General features: G+C 69.1%; 10 protein-coding genes, 1 tRNA gene and 4 pseudogenes. 4 read left to right on the top strand and 11 right to left on the bottom strand.

Annotated elements, in window-relative coordinates; genetic code table 11:
* Positions 1–31 precede the first annotated feature (31 nt).
* From ACFJI0_RS18350 to ACFJI0_RS18335, 4 genes are all read left to right on the top strand, one after another.
* Positions 32–958, top strand: a complete 927-nt coding sequence (locus ACFJI0_RS18350) for a bile acid:sodium symporter family protein (RefSeq protein ID WP_382321679.1) — start codon at positions 32–34, stop codon at positions 956–958.
* Positions 955–1,965 (top strand): SDR family oxidoreductase, encoded by a 1,011-nt coding sequence (locus tag ACFJI0_RS18345; RefSeq protein WP_382321677.1) that lies wholly within the window; start codon positions 955–957, stop codon positions 1,963–1,965. The genes ACFJI0_RS18350 and ACFJI0_RS18345 overlap by 4 nt, the downstream gene beginning before the upstream one ends.
* Positions 1,962–2,870, top strand: a complete 909-nt coding sequence (locus tag ACFJI0_RS18340) for an EamA family transporter (RefSeq protein WP_382321675.1) — start codon at positions 1,962–1,964, stop codon at positions 2,868–2,870. The genes ACFJI0_RS18345 and ACFJI0_RS18340 overlap by 4 nt, the downstream gene beginning before the upstream one ends.
* 439 nt (positions 2,871–3,309) lie before the next feature.
* Positions 3,310–4,269 carry an MBL fold metallo-hydrolase gene (locus ACFJI0_RS18335; RefSeq protein WP_382321673.1) on the top strand — a complete coding sequence of 320 codons (960 nt, stop codon included), beginning with the start codon at positions 3,310–3,312 and terminating at the stop codon, positions 4,267–4,269.
* A 51-nt stretch (positions 4,270–4,320) separates the two neighbouring features.
* Here the strand turns inward: ACFJI0_RS18335 and mdoH are convergent, their stop codons facing one another.
* The 11 genes and pseudogenes from mdoH to ACFJI0_RS18280 all read right to left on the bottom strand — a co-directional run bounded on the left by mdoH (position 4,321) and on the right by ACFJI0_RS18280 (position 15,793).
* Positions 4,321–6,291, bottom strand: coding sequence for a glucans biosynthesis glucosyltransferase MdoH (mdoH, locus tag ACFJI0_RS18330; protein ID WP_382321670.1), 1,971 nt, complete (start codon positions 6,289–6,291; stop codon positions 4,321–4,323).
* Positions 6,292–6,341: 50 nt separating this feature from the next.
* Positions 6,342–7,913, bottom strand: a complete 1,572-nt coding sequence (locus ACFJI0_RS18325) for a glucan biosynthesis protein G (RefSeq protein WP_382321668.1) — start codon at positions 7,911–7,913, stop codon at positions 6,342–6,344.
* A 190-nt stretch (positions 7,914–8,103) separates the two neighbouring features.
* Entirely contained in the window at positions 8,104–9,513 is a 1,410-nt protein-coding gene (locus ACFJI0_RS18320) for a sigma 54-interacting transcriptional regulator (protein WP_382154692.1), read from the bottom strand.
* Complete coding sequence (locus tag ACFJI0_RS18315) at positions 9,510–10,193, bottom strand: hypothetical protein (protein WP_382321665.1); 684 nt, start codon at positions 10,191–10,193, stop codon at positions 9,510–9,512. The genes ACFJI0_RS18320 and ACFJI0_RS18315 overlap by 4 nt, the downstream gene beginning before the upstream one ends.
* Positions 10,183–11,617, bottom strand: a pseudogene (locus tag ACFJI0_RS18310) (ATP-binding protein). Before ACFJI0_RS18310 ends, ACFJI0_RS18315 begins: the two are co-directional and overlap by 11 nt.
* 79 nt (positions 11,618–11,696) lie before the next feature.
* Positions 11,697–13,036 (bottom strand): annotated as a pseudogene (gene miaB, locus ACFJI0_RS18305) (tRNA (N6-isopentenyl adenosine(37)-C2)-methylthiotransferase MiaB); the annotation flags it as partial.
* A 91-nt stretch (positions 13,037–13,127) separates the two neighbouring features.
* On the bottom strand, positions 13,128–13,388 hold the full coding sequence (locus ACFJI0_RS18300) for a hypothetical protein (RefSeq protein ID WP_382321662.1): 261 nt from the start codon (positions 13,386–13,388) through the stop codon (positions 13,128–13,130).
* A gap of 212 nt (positions 13,389–13,600) precedes the next feature.
* Entirely contained in the window at positions 13,601–14,176 is a 576-nt protein-coding gene (locus ACFJI0_RS18295) for a class I SAM-dependent methyltransferase (RefSeq protein ID WP_382321659.1), read from the bottom strand.
* Positions 14,177–14,265: 89 nt separating this feature from the next.
* Positions 14,266–14,827 (bottom strand): annotated as a pseudogene (locus ACFJI0_RS18290) (YaeQ family protein).
* 62 nt (positions 14,828–14,889) lie between these two features.
* Positions 14,890–14,966, bottom strand: a tRNA-Met gene (locus ACFJI0_RS18285).
* Between the two features lie 37 nt (positions 14,967–15,003).
* Positions 15,004–15,793: pseudogene (locus ACFJI0_RS18280) on the bottom strand (enoyl-CoA hydratase).
* Positions 15,794–15,871 lie beyond the last annotated feature (78 nt).

The raw sequence follows: 15,871 nt of genomic DNA, 5'->3' as shown, positions 1-15,871 counted from the left end.
ACGACAAAGACAACAGACACAGGAGACCCGCATGCTGCCCGTGGACGAAATCCGCCTCAACTTCAACCCGGCTTCGCTGGCCGTGCTCAACGCGGTGCTGGCCTTCCTGATGTACGGCATCGCGCTGGACACGCGCCTGGAGGATTTCCGCCGTGTCATGCGCATGCCGCTGGCGTTCACGGTGGGCATCGTGGCGCAGTTCATCGCGCTGCCGGCCATCACCTATGCGCTCACGCTGCTGCTGCAGCCAGGCCCCAGCATCGCGCTGGGCATGATCCTGGTGGCCTGCTGCCCGCCGGGCAACGTGAGCAACATCCTCACGCACCGCGCCAACGGCAACGTCGCGCTCAGCGTCTCGATGACGGCGGTGTCCAACGCCATCGCCATCGTGGCCATGCCGCTGAACTTCGCTTTCTGGGGCGGCATCCACCCCACCGCCGCGCCCCTGCTCAAGACCATCGCGCTGGACCCGCTGGAGATGTTCGGCCACATCCTGCTGATCATCGGCGTGCCCTTCGTGCTGGGCATCTGGTGCGCGCACCGCTTTCCGAACTGGACCGCGCGCTTCAAGAAGCCGGTGCGCATCCTCAGTTTTCTCGCGCTCATCGCCTTCATCGTCGGCGCCATCGCGGGCAACTGGCGCTACTTCCTCGACTACGTGGGCCTGGTGCTGCTGGCCGTGGTGATCCACGACGCGCTGGCCTTCGGCACCGGCTACGCCATCGCGCGCGCCGCCGGCCTGCCCGACTACGACCGCCGCGCGGTGTCGATCGAGGTCGGCATCCGCAACGCGGGCCTGGGCCTGGTCATCATCTTCAGCTTCTTCGGTGGCCTGGGCGGCATGGCCGTGGTGGCCGGCGTCTGGGGCTTCTGGGACATCATCGCCGGCCTGATCCTGGCGGGCTGGTGGGCGCGCAGACCGCTGCAGGGCGGCGTGCCGGGGATCGAAAAGCCATGAGCGCGGCCATGGACAAGGCGCCGGCCGCCCGGCGCGTGCTGGTCACGGGCGCCGACGGTTTCCTCGGGCGCGGGCTGATCGACGCCTTGGCGCGCGAGCCTCACATCGAACACCTGGTGGCGGTGGACGTGCGCGAGGTGCCCGTCGCGCGGCGTTCACCGCGCGTGGCCTACGTGGTGGAAGACGTGCGCGACCGCGCCCTGGCCGCCACGGTGGAGGCGCACGGCATCGACACCGTGGTGCACCTGGCCTCCATCGTCACGCCGGGCAAGGGGTCGAGCCGGGCCTTCGAACATTCGGTCGACGTGGGCGGCACGCGCAACGTGATCCAGGCCTGCCTCGCCCACGGCGTGGCCCACCTCGTGGTCTCGTCCAGCGGCGCGGCCTATGGTTACCACGCGGACAACCCGGCCTGGCTGACCGAAGACCACGCGTTGCGCGGCAACGAGGTGTTCGCGTACGCGCACCACAAGCGCCTGGTGGAAGAGATGCTCGCCGAAACGCGCGCGGCCCACCCGGCGTTGCGCCAGACCGTGCTGCGCATCGGCACCATCCTGGGCGAGCGGGTGGACAACCAGATCACGGCCTTGTTCGAGAAACCGCGCCTGATCGCGATCGCCGGCAGCGACAGCCCCTTCGTGTTCGTCTGGGACGAGGACGTGACCGGTGCGATCGTGCACGCGCTGAGTGGCGAGGCCGTGCCCGGCTGCTACAACGTGGCCGGTGACGGCGCGCTGACCATCCGCGAGATCGCCGCGCGCCTGGGCAAGAAACCGCGCGTGCTGCCGGCGGGCCTGTTGCGCACGCTGCTGCGCGTGGGCAGCTCGCTGGGCGTGAGCCGCTACGGCCCGGAGCAGCTCGATTTCCTGCGCTACCGGCCGGTGTTGCTCAACACCGCGCTGAAGCAGCGTTTTGGCTACACGCCGCGCAAGACCAGCGCACAGGCGTTCGATGCTTTTGTGGCCGCGCGCGCTGCGCAGGGGCGACCGGTGAAAGTGATGGCGTGAACCCTGTGCCTCTTTCGCGCGGCGATCTGCTGCGCGCGCTTGCGGTGGTGGTGATCTGGGGTTTGAACTTCGTGGTGATGAAGATCGGCCTGCAGGGCATCGGCCCGATGTTGCTGGGGGCCTTGCGCTTTGCGGCGGCGGCCTTGCCGTTCCTGCTGTTCGTGAAGTTTCCGAAGCTGCCGTGGCGCTATGTGGTGGCGTATGGCCTGGCGCAGGGTCTGGGGCAGTTCGGTTTTCTGTTCCTGGGGCTGCAGATGGGGATGACGGCGGGCATGGCGTCGGTGGTGATGCAGACGCAGGCGTTTTTCACGTTGTTGCTGGCGGTGCCGGTGCTGGGTGAGCGGGCGCGCTGGTCGCAGGGGCTGGGTTTGCTGGTGGCCTTGGGTGGGCTGGTGCTGATCGCGACGGCGCACGGGGAGGGGCCGGGGCAGATGACGCTGGCGGGCTTTGTGCTGACCTTGTCGGCGGCGTTCATGTGGGCGGTGTCGAATCTGGTGGCGCGGTTGGCGAGTCGGGTGGCGGATTACGAGCCGTTTCCGTTCATTGTGTGGAGCAGCGTTGTTCCGATTGTTCCGTTCATGGCGTTGGCGCTGTGGATGGATGGGCCTTCGGTGGTGTGGGCGCAGGTGGCGGGCTTGAGTCTGTCGGCGGTGTTGGCGGTGTTGTTTCTGGCGTGGCTGGCGACCTTGTTGGCCTACACGCTGTGGACGCAGTTGCTCCAGCGCCATCCGGCTGGGCGGGTGACGCCGTTTTCTTTGCTGGTGCCGGTGGTGGGGCTTTCGGCGGCCTGGGTTTTCTTTGGCGAACTTCCCTTGTTTCAGCAGTGGCTGGGGACGGGGGCGGTGTTGATGGGGCTGGTGGTGAATCAGCTCGGGGGCTGGTTGGTTTCTCGTCGCTCTTCTTGAGGTTTCTGGCGTCTGCCTCGCGTCAGGCCGGTGGCGATGCCCGACTGCTCCGGCCCTGCTCGCGGGCGGCTGCACTGGTTCGCATGCACCCCTTCATCAACAGCGTTGCTGGTGCGCACCTTCTGTGGCAACCGCGAATGGGGGCCTGCGCATTCGGGCATCGCCACCGTCCTGCGAAACAACGTAGGCACGCCAAGCGTGGTGCGCCAGCATCTCTTTGGGGGCGGGTGGTTTGGGCATGCGGGCGCCGGCCCCATTCGCGGTTGCCACAAAAGTGGGCGTGCTCAAGCGGCGTTGACGAAGGGGTGAAGGCGGACCCGGGCAGTCGCCCGCGAGCGGCCGGCGCCCGCATGACCGGACCACCCGACCCTGCCCACCCGTTGGAATGAAGTAAGCCGTATCCTCACAAACCCCGTCAACCCAAGTGGAGCAAAACCCCATGAACACCCATCGCTGGCTGCAGAAAACCTCCCTCGCCATCGCCCTGGCTCTGGGGGCGGCAACGGCCCAAGCCGGAGCGCCCATGGTCAAGACCTCGGCGCCGGGTTACTACCGCATGATGTTGGGCGACTTCGAGATCACCGCGCTGTCCGACGGCACGGTGGACCTGCCGGTCGACAAGCTGCTCACCAACACCCAGCCGGGCAAGGTCACGACCGCGCTCAACCAGTCCTTCCTCAAGGCCCCGGTCGAAACCTCCGTCAACGCCTACCTCATCAACACCGGCAACCAACTCGTGCTGGTGGACACCGGCGCCGCCGGCCTCTTCGGCCCCACCCTCGGCAAACTGCTCGGCAACCTCAAGGCCGCCGGCTACCAGCCCGACCAGGTGGATGCGGTCATCGTCACCCACATGCACCCCGACCACGTCGGCGGCCTCCTGGCCGGCGACCAGCGTGCCTTCCCCAACGCCACCGTGCACGCCGACCAGCACGATGCCGACTTCTGGCTCAGCCAGGCCCAGATGGAAAAAGCACCGGCCGACGCCAAAGGCTTCTTCCAGGGCGCCATGGCTGCGCTCAACCCCTACATCAGCGCCGGCAAGTTCAAACCCTTCAACGGCAACACCGAACTCGTGCCCGGCATCAAGGCCCAGGCCTCGCGCGGCCACACACCGGGCCACAGCACCTACCTGGTGGAAAGCAAGGGCCAGAAGCTGGTGCTGTGGGGCGACCTGATGCACGTCGCCGCAGTGCAGTTCGCCAACCCGGCCGTCACCATCGCATTCGACACCGACAGCAAGGCCGCCGCCGCGCAGCGCCAGAAGGCCTACGCGGACGCCGCGAAGAACGGCTACTGGGTCGCGGCTTCCCACCTCTCGTTCCCCGGCATCGGCCACCTGCGCCGCGAGGGCAAGGGCTACCGCTTCGTACCGGCGAACTACAGCGTCGTGCGCTGAAACGACAACGCGCCGCAAGAGCGGCGCGTTGGACGGAAACGGGGGAGCCGGTCAGGCCGCGTGCGGCAGGCCGAAGCGGCTGGCATGGCGCCAGGCGCGGCGCAGCACCGCGGGTGACCACGATTCTTCGGGAATCAGCAGCACACCGCGCGAGCGCATCCAGGCACCCAGGTCCACATGGCTGGTGCGCACGGTCAGCGGCACCGCCAGCAGCAGCGGCATCGCCACCGGTGCCAGCCAGATCAGCGCGTTGGCGTTGATCGCGGCCACACCCACGGCCAGCAGGCCGATCACCAGCGTCATGGGGGCCAGCCGCGCCACGGCGTCGCGCCAGGTCACGCCGGCCGCTTCGCGCGGAGGCGACTTCCATTCCAGCTTCAGGCCGGTGATCGCCACCAGCACGAACAGCGAGTGCGCCAGCATGCGGATCGGCGCCTGCATCAGGGCCAGCACGGTTTCTACGGCCGAGCTGCCCAGCAGGCCCACGGTGCCACCGAAGGACTTCTGCTCACCCTTCATGAACACCGCCAGCAGGCCCAGCACGCGCGGCATGAAGAGCATGGTCAGCGTCCACATCCACAGCGCGCGCAGTTCTTCGGGCACGGCCTGCCAGCTCGGGATGGCGCTGGAATCGGCCGCCCACAGCGCGGTGCCGATGGACAGGAAGGCCAGCCACAGCGGGGCCGAGAGGTAGGACATGGCGCCGATGGCGAACATGGTGCGGTGCACGCGGTGGATGCCGGGTTCGGCCATCAGGCGCGAGTTCTGCAGGTTGCCCTGGCACCAGCGGCGGTCGCGCTGCAGTTCGCTCAGCAGGTCGGGCGGCTGCTGCTCGTAGCTGCCGGTCAGGTCGGACACCAGCCACACGTGGTAGCCGGCACGGCGCATCAGCGCGGCTTCGACGAAGTCGTGCGACATGATGCCGCCGGACATGCCGCCCGTGCCCTTGATGGGCGCCAGCGCGCAATGCTTCATGAAAGGCTCGACGCGGATGATCGCGTTGTGGCCCCAGTAGTGGGACTCACCCAGCTGCCAGAACTGCATGCCCAGCGTGAACAGGCGCCCGGTCACGCGCGAGCCGAATTGCTGCGCGCGCGCATGCAGGGTGGCGTGGCCGATGGCCTGGGTGGCGGTCTGGACGATGCCGGCGCGGGGGTTGGCTTCCATCAGCTTGACCATGGACACCAGGCAGTTGCCGCTCATGACGCTGTCGGCGTCGAGCACCACCATGTAGCGGTAGTCCTTGCCCCAGCGGCGGCAGAAATCGGCCACGTTGCCGGCCTTGCGGTGCGTGCGGCGGGTGCGCAGGCGGTAGTACACCTCGATCGACGGCAGCTCGGGCTGGGCGGCCAGCGCGGCGCGCAGGTCTTCCCAGGCCTTGCGTTCGGCCTGGGCGATCTCGGGGTTGTAGCTGTCGGAGAGCACGAACACGTCGAACTGGCCGGCGTGGCCGGTGGCGGCGAGCGATTCGCAGGTGGCGCGCAGGCCGGCGAACACGGTCGCCACGTCCTCGTTGCAGATCGGCATGATGATCGCCGTGCGCGCCTCGGGGTTCATGGCGTGGTCTTTCACGTCGGCCGCGCGCAGCGTGTGGCGGTCACCGAACAGCGAGACCCAGAAGCCCATGAGCGCCGTCACGAAGCCGGTGACGACCCAGGCCGAGAGCAGGCCGAACAGCGCGAGCTGGCCGTACTGCAGCCAGGCGTTGTGGTGCTCGGGCTGTGCATCGGCGAACAGGCTGGTGGCGAACGCGGTGCTCACCACGGTGAGCAGGGCGAACACCAGTCGGCGGCGGTTGGCCGCGCTCTGCCAGGCCATGGGCGCTTCGGCGACCTCGGCGGACGCCACGGCGGGCGTGCGCGGGGGCAGCACGCGGCTGGCCGTGCTCAGCAGCGCGGTGCCGATGCTGTTCCAGAAGCCGCGCCAGGGGCGAGGCACCATGGAGCCGCGGTTGATCGGAGGCGCCGTGACGGAATTGGGGTGGCGCTCTTCGCGCAGCTGGGTCAGGGCATGCTGGGGCATGGGAAGGCTTTCAGGCGCCGCACCGGGGTGCGAACTGGGGTGGGCCGTGCTCATTCGGGAAGCAGCAGATGTGTCCATGTTTCGCTCACGGTGTCGTTGTGGTGTTGAAGAAAGGCGCGCAGCTCGACCGGCTGGGTCGGGTCCACGCGCTCGACGCGCACGGTCACGCGCCAGGTGCGCGTGGCGGGATTGGGGTAGGCCAGGGTTTCGAGCACGCGGCCATTGGTGTTGGCCGTGACCACCGCCTTGACGGGCGCACCGGCGGGCAGGCTGTCCAGCGCGGGGCCGGCGAAATCGATCACGTACTGCGGCTGGCGCGCCTGCTCGGCCGGCGAGAGGCGGGTGAAGCCATAGCCCTTGCGGGTCTGGGTGACCCAGCTCGACGGGGGGCGCTGCTGGGTGTCGCCCTGCCAGGCCAGTTCGTAGCTCAGTTCCAGCGGCTGGCCGGCGGCAGGCAGTTGGGCGGGCACCCAGTAGGCGACGATGTTGTCGTGCGTCTCATCGGGCGTGGGCAGCTGCACCAGCTCCACACGGCCCGCGCCCCAGTCGCCCACCGGCTTGACCCAGGCGCTCGGGCGGCGCTCGTAGCGCGCTTCCACGTCTTCGTAATTGGCGAAGGCACGGTCGCGCTGCATCAGGCCGAAGCCGCGCGGGTTCTGCAGGGTGAAGGAGCTGACCGTGACCGCCTTGGGGCGCTGCAGCGGGCGCCACAGCCACTCGCCTTCGCCGCTGACCATCATCAGGCCGTCGGAGTCGTGCACCTCGGGGCGGAAGTCGCCGGGCATGGGCTGGTTCTCGCCCGAGAGGAACATGCTGGTGAGCGGGGCGATGCCCAGGGTGTTCACCGGGCCGGCGCCGGCGCGCAGGAACACGCGCGTGGTCACCGTGGTGGTGGTCTGCTGGCCGGGGCGGATCACGAAGCGGTAGGCGCCGGTGGCGCGCGGCGATTCGAGCAGCGCGAACACGGTGACCTCGGTCGCGCCCGCGGCGGGGCGCTGCAGCCAGAACTCGGAGAAGCGCGGGAACTCCTCGCCGCTGCCGCCCACGGTGTCGATCGCCAGGCCGCGCGCCGACAGGCCGTACTGCTGGCCCGCGCCGAGCGCGCGGAAGTAGCTCGCGCCCTGGAACACGATCAGCTCGTCCTTGTAGGCCTGGCCGTTGAGCGGGTAGTGCAGGCGAAAGCCCGCGTGGCCCAGGTCGCCCCAGCGGCTGGTGTCGAAGGTGTTCTTGCCGTAGTCGAAATCGGCGCCCCGGTAGGGCAGGTGGTTCACCGTGCCGTCGGCCGTCAGTTCATGGATGCGCACCGGCTCGGTCTGGTACAGGCCGAGGTGAAAAAACTGGGCTTCGAAGGGCAGGTTCTGCGCGCGCCAGACGGACTGGTCGGTCTTGAACCGGATGTCGCGCAGCTGGTCGTAGGTGATGGTGGCGAGCTCGGCGGGCAGCTTGTCGCTGTTTGCCTGATAGGGCTGCTGGGCACGCGCCTTGGCGAGCTGGGTGATCTGGTCCCAGTCCACACGCTGTGCGTGGGCCGACGCCCCGCAGAACGAGGCCAGCAGGGCGCCGAGCACGCCCCAGCCGCGCAGGCGGCGGGTGGTGAAAAACGGGCGAATCGTGAAGGGCATGCCGGTATAAGGGCAAACCCTGTGCCAACCCGAAAAAACCCAATCAGATCAACGACTTTTCCCGTATCCAGATGTGTTTTCGGCGTTTCGCCGCGCTGGCGGGCGTTTCAAGCCCCGTTTTTGTCGCCGAATGGCGACAGGCTGGGCCTTCGTTCAGAAAAAAACCAGCAAAAACAAGGGCTTGGCCTTGTCACTCATCGGCGACAGCGTCGCTGGCGGCGCCCGGCGCATCGCTTTTGAACAGCCCCGGGGTCAGGGCGTGTTTCTGCAGCAGGCGGTAGAACTCGGTGCGGTTGCGCTGCGCCAGGCGGGCCGCGTCGGCCACGTTGCCGTCGGTCATCTTGAGCAGGTCCACCAGGTACTCGCGCTCGAAGCGCTGCTTGGCGTCGGCGAAGCTGAGCACCTCGATCGACGGCGTGCGCAGCGCGCGCTGCACCAGCGCGAGCGAGACCAGCGGCGTGGTCGACAGGGCGCAGACCTGCTCGACCACGTTGTAGAGCTGGCGCACGTTGCCGGGCCAGGCCGCCAGGGTGAGCGCCTTGAGCGCCTCGGGCGCGAAACCCGAGCTGCGCTTGCCGTATTTGGCCGCGAGCCGGGCGAGGAAGTGGTTGGCCAGCAGGGCGATGTCCTCGCGCCGCTCGGCCAGGGTGGGCAGCGTGAGCGTGACCACGTTGAGCCGGTAGTACAGGTCCTCGCGGAACTGGCCGGCGGCCATCGCGTCTTCCAGGTCGCGGTGGGTGGCCGAGATGATGCGCACGTCCACCGGCAGCGACTGGCTCGAGCCCAGCGGGCGCACCGCGCGCTCCTGCAGCACGCGCAGCAGCTTGACCTGCAGGGCCGGCGGCATGTCCCCGATCTCGTCGAGCAGCAGCGTGCCGCCGTCGGCCGCCTGGAACAGGCCCTTGTGGTTGGCCACGGCGTCGGTGAACGCGCCTTTCATGTGGCCGAACAGCTCGGATTCGAGCAGGGCCTCGGGGATCGCGCCGCAGTTCACCGCGATGAAGGGGCGGTTGGCGCGCGCGCTGGCCTTGTGGATGGCGCGCGCCAGCATTTCCTTGCCGGTGCCCGAGTCGCCGCGCAGCAGCACGCTGGCGTCGGACTGCGCGACCATGCGCGCCTCGGCCAGCAGGTCGGCCATGCGGTTGGAGCGGCTCACGATCTCGCTGCGCCAGGCCTCGTCCACGTGGGTGTTCTGGTGCGCGGGCGCGCCCAGGGCCAGGGCCTGCGCGATCTTCTCGAGCAGTTCCTTGGCGTCGTAGGGCTTGGTGAGGTAGGTGAAGACGCCACGCGCCGTGGCCTCCACCGCATCGGGGATGGTGCCGTGCGCGGTCAGCAGGATCACCGGCAGCGAGGGGTGGCGCGCGCGGATCTCGTCGAACAGCGCCAGGCCGTCGCGCCCGGGCAGGCGCACGTCGGAGAGCACCAGCTGGGGCCGTTCGATGTCGAGCTGGCTGAGCGCGGCCTCGGCCGAGCCGACCGAGGTCACCTGGTAGCCCGCCGCGCCCAGGCGCATGGCCAGCAGGCGCAGCATGTCGGCGTCGTCGTCGACAACCAGCAGCCGTGCGCGCGGCGCCGAAGGCCGCTCGGGGCTGGCGTTCATGGCGTGGTGGGGCGCGCGCCGTTGGGCGCGGCGGCCGGTGGGCGCGTGGTGAGGCTGCGCTCGATGGCGCGCATGGCTTCCAGCCGTTCGTTGAGCTGGTCGATGCGGCGCTGGCTGTCGCGCAACTGCTGGGCCTGGCGGTCCGTGGTTTCCTCCAGCTTGCGCTGGTCCAGCAGGCGGTTGGCCAGCAGCCGGGCGAGCGGCTTGAGCGGCAGGCTCTCGGGGCCGGGGTGGGCGATCACGCGTTGGAACAGACCGAGCGCGCGCGCGGTGTCGGCCGGCTGGCGCAGGTGGGTCAGCGCCAGGGCCAGCTGCATCTGGCGCAGCGCCACGTTGCCGGGGTCGCCCTGCACCACGATCTCGGCGGCGAGGTCGGCGGGGCTGAGCGCGTGCAAGCGGTCGGCGTAGCTCAGCAGGGCCGTGACCACGTCGGGCACCGGGGTCGTGTCACCGCTGAGCACCATGGGGGGTTGCGAGGGTGGGGCCGTCACCGGCGTCACCAGGGGCGGCGCGGTGGCCACGGTGACCGTGGGGTTGGTCATCTGGATGGTCACCGTGCCGTTGCCGACGGTCTCGGGCGCGGTCGGCGCCGTGCCGCAGGCGGCCTGCGACAGGGCCAGCGCGGCGACCAGGCCGGTGAGGCGCCCTGCGTGGGTGGGGTGGGATGGGCTAATGGGCATGGGGCAGTTCGATGCGGAAGTGGGCACCCTGGCGCTGGGGCAGCAGGGTGATGCGGCCCCCGTGGGCCAGAATGTACTCGTGCACGATGGACAGGCCGATGCCGGTGCCGCGCACGGCGCCGCTCGGTTGCCGTTCGCCACGGTAGAAGGGTTCGAAGATGCGGTCGCGGTCGGCCTCGGCCACGCCCGGGCCCTGGTCCACGATGTCGATGCAGGCGCGGCCCGGCAGGTCCAGCAGCACCAGGCGGATGCTGCGCACCGGGCGGCGAGAAACGGATCGCGTTGGACAGCAGGTTGCCCACCGCCGAGGCGATCTTCTCGCGGTCCAGTGGCATCGTGGTCGGCACGCCCTCGACGCGCACGTTCAGCGACTGGGCCTGCCACTGCAGGCGCTGGGTGTCCACCTGGTCCTCGAGCAGTGCCAGCAGGTCGGTGCGCTCGCGCTTGAGCTGGCGGGCTTCGAAGGCCGCCGCGTTGAAGCGCAGCAGCGCCTCGATCTGGTGCTGCAGCAGCTGCGTGTTGTGCTGCAGGATGTTCACCACCTCGGCCTGGCTGGGGTTGAGCGCGCCGGCCACGCCGTCGCCCAGCACCGCCACGCCTTCGTGCAGCGAGGCCAGCGGCGTCTTGAGTTCGTGCGAGATGTGGCGCAGGAAACGCGCCTTGTCGGCATCGAGCTCGGTCAGCCGCAGGCGCAGCCATTCGAGCTGCTGGCTCACGCGGCGCACGTCGGACGGTCCGCGAATGTCGATCGGCACGTCGAGCCGGTTTTCGCCCAGGCCCTGGATGGCCTTCTCCAGCCGCTTGAACGGCCGCGCGAGCCAGATGCCGAAGCCCAGCGCCAGGATGGCCGCGATGCCGATGGAGCCCACCACCTGCTGCGTGAGTTCCTGTCGGCTGGTCTCGAAGCGGGCCTGCAGGGCCTCGTTGCGGCCGGTGATGATGGACTGCACCTTCTGCGCGATGGACGCGCTGTGGCCGTCGATCTCGCGAAAGGCCTGCGCCACCTCGCGCTCGCGGTCCAGCGCGGTTTCGGGCGGGCCGTCCAGCAGCACGGTGATCGCGTCCAGCCGGTCGCGCCAGTTGGTGGCGAAGTCGGGCGGCAGTTCGTTGTCCTCGAGCCGGCGCAGGATGTCGCGCGCGTTGCCGGCGGCTTCGTCGAAGCGCTGGCGCAGCTGCCGGTCGCGCAGCACCAGCGACTGGCGCGCCGCGCGCTCCATGGTCAGGCTGCGCTCGGAGAGCGACTGCGCGGCGGTCGACAGCGCGATTGCCTGCGCCGCGCTCTCGCGGCTCTGCGCCATCAGGGTCTCGAGCGAGAACAGCGCGCGCACCGCCGCCACGCCGAGCAGCGCCCCGATGAGCAGGAAGGCGACCAGCAGCAGCTGCTGGAAGGAGAAGCGCAGCGGTTTCACCGAGGGGTGCTCAATCCAGAAACACCGCGGAACCGGCTTTGCCGGGCGGCAGGTGTTGCCTCATCGAGGGGGTCGCGCGCAGCGCTGCGGGGGTGATTTCCAGACTGCCGCGCAGCGAATGCGGGCGCGCCTCGGTGATGCGCACGTCGAGCATCTGGCCGAGCAGGCGCTCGGCCCGGGGGCCGCCGTCGAAGTTGACGATGCGGTTGCACTCGGTGCGGCCCATCAGCTCGAGTTCGCCGTTCTTGCCGGGGCGGCGCGAGCGGCCCTCCACCAGGATGCGCTGCACCGTGCCTTCGCGGCTGGCGCTGATACGGCGCACGTTCTCCTCGATGACCGCCTGCAGGTGCTGCAGCCGCTTGAGCTTGACCTCGTGCGGCGTGTCGTCGGTGAGGTTGGCCGCCGGCGTGCCGGGGCGCGGGCTGAAGATGAAGCTGAAGCTGGTGTCGAAACCCACGTCGGTGATGAGCTTCATCATCTTCTGGAAGTCGTCCTCGGTCTCGCCGGGGAAGCCGACGATGAAGTCGCTGCTCATGCCAACTCGGGCCGGATCGCGCGCAGCTTGCGGACGGTGCTCTTGTATTCCATGGCGGTGTAGCCACGCTTCATCGCCATCAGGATGCGGTCGCTGCCGTGCTGCACCGGCAGGTGCAGGTGGTTCACCAGCTGCGGGATCTTGCCGTAGGCCTCGATCAGGCGCGGCGTGAACTCGTTGGGGTGGCTGGTGGTGTAGCGGATGCGCTCGATGCCAGGGATCTCGGCCACGTACTCCAGCAGCAGGGCGAAGTCGGCGATCTCGCTGGTCTCGCCCATCGCGCCGCGGTAGGCGTTCACGTTCTGGCCCAGCAGGGTCACTTCCTTCACGCCCTGGTCGGCCAGGCCCGCGACCTCCACCAGCACGTCGTCGAACGGGCGGCTGACCTCTTCGCCGCGCGTGTAGGGCACGACACAGTAGCTGCAGTACTTGGAGCAGCCTTCCATGATGGACACGAAGGCCGAGGCGCCCTCGACCTTGGCCGGCGGCAGGTGGTCGAACTTCTCGATCTCGGGGAAGCTGATGTCCACCTGCGGCAGCGCCTGGCGCGCGCGCTGGTTGAGCAGTTCCGGCAGGCGGTGCAGGGTCTGCGGGCCGAACACCACGTCCACATAGGGCGCGCGCTTGATGATCTCGGCGCCTTCCTGGCTGGCCACGCAGCCGCCCACGCCGATCAGCACGCCCTTTTCCTTGAGGTGCTTGACGCGGCCGAGGTCGCTGAACACCTTCTCCTGCGCCTTCTCGCGCACCGAGCAGGTGTTGAAGAGGATCAGGTCGGCCTCTTCCACGTCCTGCGTGGGCTCGTAGCCTTGCGCGGCGCCCAGCACGTCGGCCATCTTGTCCGAGTCGTACTCGTTCATCTGGCAGCCGAAGGTTTTGATGAAGACTTTTTTGCTCATGGGGAATTCCGTTCGGGAAAGGGCGTCGCGCCGCGGGCGCGCGCCATGGGCGGGGCCGCGGCCATGGTGACCGCGGCAGGCGCCGGGGGACTCAGTTCGTGGTGCGGGCCGGCGCGCCGGCGGGCAGGGTCTGTTGCGACTCGAAGACGAAGTTGCGCTGCGTGCCGTAGCCCGGGCGCTTGACCTTCGCTTCGGCCTCGGTCAGCAGCCACACCTGGTGGACCTGACCGCGCTGGTCGAGGGTGTAGTTCACCACCAGTTCCTGGTTGACCAGGGTGGAGGACATCACCAGCTTGTTGGTGCTGTCGAGGATGCGCGCGCCCGGTGCGAAGCGCGTGGCGCGGTCGTCCATGGCCGACCAGTGGCGGTTGCACCACCACCATGGTGCCGCGCAGCGCCTTGGCCGGGAACTCGCGTTGCACGGCCTGCGCGTGGGCGGCGCTGGCGGGAATCAGGAGGAGGGTGGCGGCGAGCGCGGTGCTCAGGCCGGCGAGGGTGCGCACGAGGGCGGGTCGGCAGCGGTTCATGGTATGTGTCCAGAGGCTGTGAGGAGGGGCGATTGTCTCACGCGGGGGCGGGGCGCTTCTGCATCAGAACCACGTTGGCGCCAGGCACTTCGCAGTGCCAGCCATGGTGGCGCGCCAGCCAGCGCAGCGTGGCCTCGCGGTAGAACACCACGTGGGTCGGGTCGCGGCGGTAGTGCCACTGCGCGAAGCGCGCGTCGTCGGTCTGGAAGCGCGTCATCAGCGCCAGCCAGCCACCCGGGCGCAGCAGCGCGTCCAGGCGGCGGAACTCGGCGGCGGGGTCGTGGAAGTGCTCGGCCACCTCGGTGCAGGTGATGAAGTCGTGGGGGGGTGGCCAGTGCGCCCGTGTCGGGGTGGAAGAACGGGTCGTACAGGGCCACCGTGTGGCCGGCCTCGCGCAGCAGGTCGGCCAGCACCGGGCCGGGGCCGCAGCCGTAGTCGAGCCCGCTGCACCCGGGCGCCAGGCGCTGCAGCAGCGGTGCTGCGCACCTGGGCCAGGAAGGCGCGGTAGCCCGCGTCGTCGCCGGTGTTGCGGTGCAGTTCGTACTCGGCGCGTTCGGCCTCGGGCGAGGGCCGGTGTTCGGGGAACAGAAAGGTGGCCTCGCAGCGCCCGCAACGGCCATAGGCGCGCTCGCCGACGACCTGGAACGCCCGGCCCTCAAGGCCTTCGCAAACGGGGCAGCGCATGGCGCGAAGGCCGGCCGGCTACTTCCAGCGCACCGGCTCGATGTGCACGCTGCCGCGCTCGCTGGAGAGCGTGAGCGCGCCTTCCTGCACCGTGGCCTGCAGCTGCATGCTGCGCTCGGCGAGCTGGGCCAGCGCGGGCGCCACCTCGGTCGGCAGGCGCCAGGCCTGCAGGCGGTCGAGCCGCGTGAGTTTGCCCTCGATGCCGCGCCACCACACGTCGGCCGCGCTGCCGAATGCGTAGACGACCACCGCGTCGGCCTTGCTGCAGGCCTTGGCCAGCGGCTTGTCTTCCGGCTGGCCGACCTCGATCCACAGGCGCTTGCGGCCGGTGAAATCGGTCAACGAGACGTCCGGGGTCGTCCGGGTCGGAGAGGCCGGCGCCGAAAGCCAGCGTGCCGTCGCCCCGGCAGGTGTCCTGCAGCTCGTGCGCGTGCAGCGCCATCGCCACCAGCCGGACCATCATGCGCTCGTCGGTCTCGCTGGGATGGCGGGCCAGGGTGAGCGCGTGGTCGGCGTAGTAGCCGTGGTCGATGTCGGCGATCTGCAGGTTTGCCTTGAAGATGGTGGACTTGATTGCCATGACGAGACGGACCGGAAATGAAAAAAGCGGGCCCCGTTGCCGGAACCCGCTTTTTGAGATGCTGGTGGCGATAGGTGGACTTGAACCACCGACATCAGCATTATGAATGCTGCGCTCTAACCAACTGAGCTATATCGCCAGCGAAGCGCGCATTATAGACAGTTTTTTTGGACGGCTCAGCGGTGCTGGAAAGCCGGCTTGCGTTTGTTGACGAAGGCGTCCATGCCTTCCTTCTGGTCTTCGGTGGCGAACATCGCGTGGAACAGGCGGCGCTCGAACATCACGCCGTCCGACAGCGTGCCTTCGAACGAGCGGTTCACCGCTTCCTTGGCCGCCATCACGCTGGGCAGCGAGAGGCCGCAGATCACCAGCGCGGCGCCCAGGGCCTCGTCCATCAGCTTGTCCAGCGGCACGACGCGGCTGACAAGGCCGGCGCGCTCGGCCTCGGCGGCGTCCATCATGCGGCTGGTGAGCACCATGTCCATGGTCTTGGCCTTGCCCACCGCGCGCGGCAGGCGCTGCGTGCCACCCGCGCCGGGGATGATGCCCAGCTTGATCTCGGGCTGGCCGAACTTGGCGTTGTCGGCCGCGATGATGAAGTCGCACATCATGGCGAGTTCGCAGCCGCCGCCCAGCGCGAAGCCGCTCACGGCCGCGATCACCGGCTTGCGGATGCCGCGGATGGTTTCCCAGTTGCGCGTGATGTAGTCGCCGTTGTAGACGTCGGCGAAGGTGTAGGTGGCGATGGCGCCGATGTCGGCGCCGGCCGCGAAGGCCTTTTCGCTGCCGGTGATGACCATGCAGCCGATGCCCTCGTCCGCGTCGAAGGCCTTGAGCGCCGCGCCCCAGCTCGTCCATGAGCTGGTTGTTGAGCGCGTTGAGCTGCTTGGGCCGGTTGAGCGTGACGATGCCCACGCGGCCTTCGGTGCGCACGGTGATGCATTCGGGTGGGGTGGCGGCGGTCATGGTGTCTCCTCGGGCAATGGCGTCGGGTTGAAAGCCCACCACTATATCGGGCCCGCCCTCCGGGAAAACATTAGCCGA

This window comes from Hydrogenophaga sp. UC242_53 (assembly GCF_042696965.1).
Classification (GTDB): Bacteria; Pseudomonadota; Gammaproteobacteria; order Burkholderiales; family Burkholderiaceae_C; genus Hydrogenophaga.
Note: the sequence above shows the minus strand (reverse complement) of the source record. Positions and strands in the feature narration are given on the sequence as shown.

Bases quoted from the DNA above. Each gene is read 5' to 3' on its own strand.
- ACFJI0_RS18350 (WP_382321679.1), top strand. From the start codon at position 32: ATGCTGCCCGTGGACGAAATCCGCCTCAACTTCAACCCGGCTTCGCTG.
- ACFJI0_RS18345 (WP_382321677.1), top strand. From the start codon at position 955: ATGAGCGCGGCCATGGACAAGGCGCCGGCCGCCCGGCGCGTGCTGGTC.
- ACFJI0_RS18335 (WP_382321673.1), top strand. From the start codon at position 3,310: ATGAACACCCATCGCTGGCTGCAGAAAACCTCCCTCGCCATCGCCCTG.
- mdoH (WP_382321670.1), bottom strand. From the start codon at position 6,291: ATGCCCCAGCATGCCCTGACCCAGCTGCGCGAAGAGCGCCACCCCAAT.
- ACFJI0_RS18325 (WP_382321668.1), bottom strand. From the start codon at position 7,913: ATGCCCTTCACGATTCGCCCGTTTTTCACCACCCGCCGCCTGCGCGGC.
- ACFJI0_RS18320 (WP_382154692.1), bottom strand. From the start codon at position 9,513: ATGAACGCCAGCCCCGAGCGGCCTTCGGCGCCGCGCGCACGGCTGCTG.
- ACFJI0_RS18315 (WP_382321665.1), bottom strand. From the start codon at position 10,193: ATGCCCATTAGCCCATCCCACCCCACCCACGCAGGGCGCCTCACCGGC.
- ACFJI0_RS18300 (WP_382321662.1), bottom strand. From the start codon at position 13,388: ATGGACGACCGCGCCACGCGCTTCGCACCGGGCGCGCGCATCCTCGAC.